Annotated in this window: 3 protein-coding genes and 1 pseudogene; 1 reads left to right on the top strand and 3 read right to left on the bottom strand. The window is 67.4% G+C overall.

Features of this window, described 5'->3' with window-relative positions:
* On the bottom strand, window positions 1-126 hold a 126-nt coding region (locus J3S89_RS20325), incomplete at its 3' end, for a hypothetical protein (RefSeq protein WP_217929173.1).
* 138 nt (window positions 127-264) lie between these two features.
* Between J3S89_RS20325 and queF the strand changes: the two genes are divergently transcribed.
* Complete coding sequence (gene queF, locus J3S89_RS20320; RefSeq protein ID WP_230489132.1) at window positions 265-726, top strand: preQ(1) synthase; 462 nt, start codon at window positions 265-267, stop codon at window positions 724-726.
* Window positions 727-767: 41 nt separating this feature from the next.
* On the opposite strand, the gene dnaE is transcribed toward queF, so the two are convergent.
* Together dnaE and J3S89_RS20310 are read right to left on the bottom strand one after the other, a co-directional pair.
* Entirely contained in the window at window positions 768-4241 is a 3474-nt protein-coding gene (dnaE, locus tag J3S89_RS20315) for a DNA polymerase III subunit alpha (protein ID WP_217930707.1), read from the bottom strand.
* A gap of 569 nt (window positions 4242-4810) precedes the next feature.
* Window positions 4811-4936, bottom strand: a pseudogene (locus J3S89_RS20310) (IS5 family transposase); the annotation flags it as partial.

The following is a 4936-nucleotide window of genomic DNA, read 5'->3' as shown; positions in this document are numbered from 1 at the left end:
CGAGGCGCCCGAGGGAACGGCGGCGCGGCCGAAGGACCCGTCCTCCAGGACGACGTCCACTTCGACGGTGGGATTGCCGCGGCTGTCGAGAATCTGACGGCCGACGATGTCGACGATGGCGGTCATGGTCTGCTCCTGCTGAGGATGCGGGATGAATTCGGGTGCGGTCGCTGCTATAGCCGAGGCGAGGTCGGCTTGCTACCCCGGCATTCGCCGGATATCGCCGGGACCCCTCCCCGATCCACCGCACGGATGAGATGCGCCATGGCCGAATTCGACGTTTCGACCCTGCAACTCGGGCATGCAGCCGTGATCGCCGCGCATCCCGACGAGGCCGTCCTCGACCGGGTGCCGAACCCGCAGGCCGACACCCGTTACGTCGCGCGCTTCACCGCGCCGGAATTCACGTCTCTGTGCCCCGTCACGGGCCAGCCGGACTTCGCCCATCTGGTGATCGACTACGTGCCGGGCCCGTGGCTCGTCGAATCGAAGTCGCTCAAGCTCTACCTCGCCTCGTTCCGCAACCACGGCGCCTTCCACGAGGACTGCACCGTGGCGATCGGCCGGCGCATCTTCGATCTCGTCGCCCCGCACTGGCTGCGCATCGGCGGCTATTGGTATCCGCGCGGCGGCATCCCGATCGACGTCTTCTGGGCCTCGGGCCCCGCCCCGGCCGATCTCTGGATCCCCGACCAGGGCGTGCCGCCCTATCGAGGACGCGGCTGAGGCGCGGAGAAGGCCCCCTCTCGCAGCGCCCTCCCCGGCCGTCACACGAGTTGCACCGCCTCCACCCCCGGCACCGCCCGGAGCGCGCCGGCGACCTGCGGCGAGACACGGTATTTCCCGGCGAGGCGGACCTCGATCTCGCGGGCGCCGTCGTCGAGCATCAGGACGAAACTGACCTCGCCCTCCCCGCGCCCCTGAGCCTCGAGGTGGCGGGCGATGCTGTCGACCGGCTTCGGATCGCGGAGGAAGAGCCTGAGGCTCTGCTGCTCGCGCGCGGCCAGGGCGTCGAGCGGCTCGACCTTGTCGATGCGCACCGAGATTCCCTCGGCCCGCTCTTCGGCGCCGGCATAGATCACCACCGACTGACCGGCCTCGAGGAGCTCGCGATATTGCGCGAGACCTTCCGAGAAGATCACCGCCTCGTAGGACCCGGTCGGATCGGACATGCGGACGATGCCCATCTTGTTGCCGGTCTTGGTCTTGCGCTCCTGGCGGCTGGTGACGGTGCCGGCGAGGCGGCCGAAATTGGCGCCGCGCCGGACCGACGCCTGGAATTCGCCCCACATCTGGACCCGCATCTTCTCGAGCACGGTGCGATATTCGTCGAGCGGGTGGGCCGAGAGATAGAAGCCGATCGCGGCGTGCTCGCGCTGCAGACGCTCCGACGTGGTCCAGGATCCGGTCGCCGGCAGCCGGATCGGCTCGACGGAGGCCGTGCCGCCGAAGAGCGCGCCCTGGCCGGCGTCGGCGTCGCCGCGCACCCGACTCGCGGCGGCGACGATCGCGTCGAGCGCCTCGACCACGCGACCACGGTCGGATTCCAACTCGTCGAAGGCGCCGGCGGCGACGAGGCTCTCGAGCGTGCGCTTGTTGATCTGTTTCGGGTCGATGCGGTGGGCGAAGTCGGAGAGGTCGCGGAACGGCCGATCGCCACGCGCTTCGACCAGATGCTCGACCGCCTGCGGCCCGACGCCTTTCACCGCTGCCATCGAATAGACGATGGCGCCGTCCTGGACGTCGAAATATTCGCGCGACCGATTGACCGAGGGCGGCACCACCTCGATCCCGAGCCGGATCGCCTCGCGGCGGAAATCCGCCAGCTTGTCGGTGTTCGACATGTCGAGCGTCATGGTCGCGGCGAGGAATTCGACCGGGTGGTTCGCCTTCATCCAGGCGGTGTGATAGGCGACGAGCGCGTAGGCCGCCGCGTGGGACTTGTTGAAGCCGTAGTCGGCGAATTTCGCGAGCAGGTCGAAGATCGTGTCGGCGTGGTCCTTGGTCAGACCCTGTTTCACCGCGCCGTCGACGAAGCGGACGCGCTGGGTGTCCATCTCCGCCTTGATCTTCTTGCCCATGGCGCGGCGCAGAAGATCGGCTTCGCCGAGCGAATAGCCGGAGAGGATCTGGGCGATCTGCATCACCTGTTCCTGGTAGACGATGATGCCGAAGGTCTCCTTCAGCACCGGCTCCAGCAAGGGATGCATGTAGTCGGGCTTCTCCTCGCCGCGTTTGCGCGCGCCGTAGACCGGAATGTTCGCCATCGGGCCCGGCCGGTAGAGCGCGACGAGCGCGATGATGTCCTCGAAGCGATCCGGCTCGATGTCGGCGATCGCCTTGCGCATGCCGGTCGATTCCAGCTGGAACACGCCGACCGTCTCACCCTTGCCGAGAAGCTCGTAGGTGGCGGGATCGTCGAGGGGGAGGCTCGCCAGATCGACGTGGGTGCCCTTGCGCTCGATCAGCTTCACGCCGGTCTGGAGCGTCGTCAGCGTCTTCAGGCCGAGAAAGTCGAACTTCACCAGGCCGGCGCTCTCCACCCACTTCATGTTGTATTGGGTGACCGGCATGTCGGACCGCGGGTCGCGGTAGAGCGGCACCAGCCGATCGAGCGGGCGATCGCCGATGACCACGCCGGCGGCATGGGTCGAGGCGTGGCGGTAGAGGCCCTCGAGCTTCAGGGCGATGTCGAGGAGGCGCGCGACGATCGGCTCCTCGTCGCGGGCCTCCTGGAGCTTGGGCTCGCCCTCGAGCGCCTGTTTCAGGGTGACGGGGTTGGCCGGGTTCTGCGGGACGAGTTTGCAGAGCCGATCGACCTGGCCATAGGGCATCTGAAGCACGCGGCCGACGTCGCGCAGCACGGCGCGGGCCTGGAGCGAGCCGAAGGTGATGATCTGGGCGACCTGATCGCGGCCGTATTTCCCCTGGACGTAGCGGATCACCTCTTCGCGGCGATCCTGACAGAAGTCGATGTCGAAGTCGGGCATCGACACGCGTTCGGGGTTGAGGAAGCGCTCGAAGAGGAGCGCGAAGCGCAGGGGATCGAGATCGGTGATGGTGAGACACCAGGCGACCAGCGAGCCCGCGCCCGAACCGCGCCCCGGGCCGACCGGGATGCCGTGCAGCTTGGCCCATTTGATGAAGTCCGACACGATCAGGAAGTAGCCGGGGAACTTCATCTTCTCGATGATGCCGAGCTCGAACTCGAGGCGATCGCGATAGTCGGCCTCGGTGCGCCCCGGCGCCACGCCGTGCGCGGCGAGACGGCGCTCGAGGCCGGCGCCGGCCTGGGCGCGCAGCTCCTTCGCCTCCGCCGCCTCCGCATCGGCGCCGGAGCCGGTGAAGCGCGGCAGCAGCGGTTTGCGTTTGACGGTGCGGTAGGAACACCGCCGCGCGATCTCGATCGTCGAGGCGAGCGCCTCGGGCAGATCGGCGAAGAGCGCCACCATCTCGGCGCGCGACTTGAAATAGTGCTCCGGCGTGAGCCGGCGCCGATCCTCCTCGGCGATGACGCGGCCCTCGGCGATGGCGATCAGGGCGTCGTGGGCCTCGAAGTCCTCGCGCACCGCGAAGAAGGGCTCGTTGGTCGCCACGAGCGGCAGGCCGAGGTCGTAGGCGAAATCGATCAGGACCGGCTCGGTGGCGCGCTCCTCGTCGACGCCGTGGCGCTGCACCTCGACATAGAGCCGGTCCCCGAAGATCTCGGCGAGCCGCTCGAGACGCCTGCGGGCGAGATCGGCGCGCCCGGCGGCGATCGCCTTGTCGATCGGCCCGGTCGGCCCGCCGGTGAGGACGATCAGGCCTTCGGCGAAGGCCTCGAGGTCGTCCGGCTCGACATGGGGGGCCTCGGCCCCCTCGGTCCCGGTATAGGAGCGCGAGACGAGGCGGACGAGATTTTCCCAACCGCGCTCGTCGCGGGCGATCATCACCAGCGACGGCAGGCGCTCGTGCAGAACGGTGCGACGCCCCGCCTCGGCTGCCTGATCGACGAAATCGACGGCGATCTGACAACAGGGGATCGGCTGAATGCCCTTGTCGGTCGCCTTCTCGGAGAATTCGAGTGCGCCGAAGAGATTACCGCTGTCGGCGAGGCCGAGGGCGGGCTGATGATCGGCCTTGGCGAGTTCGAGCAGCCGGCCCACCGGCAAGGCGCCCTCGAGCAGCGAATAGGCCGAGTGGCACCTGAGATGAACGAAGCCGACGTCCTCCGCCCGATCTTCCGCCTCTGCCGTCGCCATGCGCCACCTCCGTCCGCGCCGCGATTCGCCCGCGGCCCCGGCTCGCCGTCCACCGTGCACCGAGAGCGCCGAGGGCTCAACCGAACGCGGGCGACGGCCGGGCGGCGATCTCGGTTCTCCCCGAAATCCTTCCTCGGCAGTCCCCAGAGACCGAGGATTTCGCCGCAGTGGCCGACGCGGCGTGTGGCCATCGATCTTCGTACATGATATGTTCTCAGTAGGAAGCGGCCCAGCCGATGGCGTCTCCCCAGAGAGCGATCATCGCCATGAACGACACCACGGCGCCGAACGACATCGCATCCCAAGCCAGACCTCGAACGAAGTTTCGCATGACCGTCTCCCTTCGTGTTTCATCCACCGGATGTCCACAAACATGTTCCCTGTTTGTTCTTTCGTCAAGAACAAATTTTGCGATACTTTGACCGCGCACGGGGTGTCGGCCCGCGCCCGTCGAAAATAGGATTAGCCCTCATCCCAGAGGTCATCACCGGGACCCGTCCCTCCCGATCGATGTGCCGGGGTCGCACTTTCGATCAGGCCGGTGTGTCGCTATTCACCTTTTCAGGCCCCTAGGTCCTGTTGACGAATAAGCGTATCCATAGGCGGACGGCGGCGATGAGGACGAAGCCGAGATAGCTGTCGGCGGTCTTGTCGTAGCGGGTGGCGAGGCGGCGCCAGTTCTTCAACCTGTTGAA

It is taken from the genome of Pinisolibacter aquiterrae, from assembly GCF_019160155.1.
In the GTDB taxonomy this organism is placed as follows: domain Bacteria; phylum Pseudomonadota; class Alphaproteobacteria; order Rhizobiales; family Ancalomicrobiaceae; genus Pinisolibacter; species Pinisolibacter aquiterrae.
Note: the sequence above shows the minus strand (reverse complement) of the source record. Positions and strands in the feature narration are given on the sequence as shown.

Excerpts from the sequence above, each read along its gene's own strand:
- queF (WP_230489132.1), top strand. The coding sequence starts at position 265 with ATGGCCGAATTCGACGTTTCGACCCTGCAACTCGGGCATGCAGCCGTG.
- dnaE (WP_217930707.1), bottom strand. The coding sequence starts at position 4,241 with ATGGCGACGGCAGAGGCGGAAGATCGGGCGGAGGACGTCGGCTTCGTT.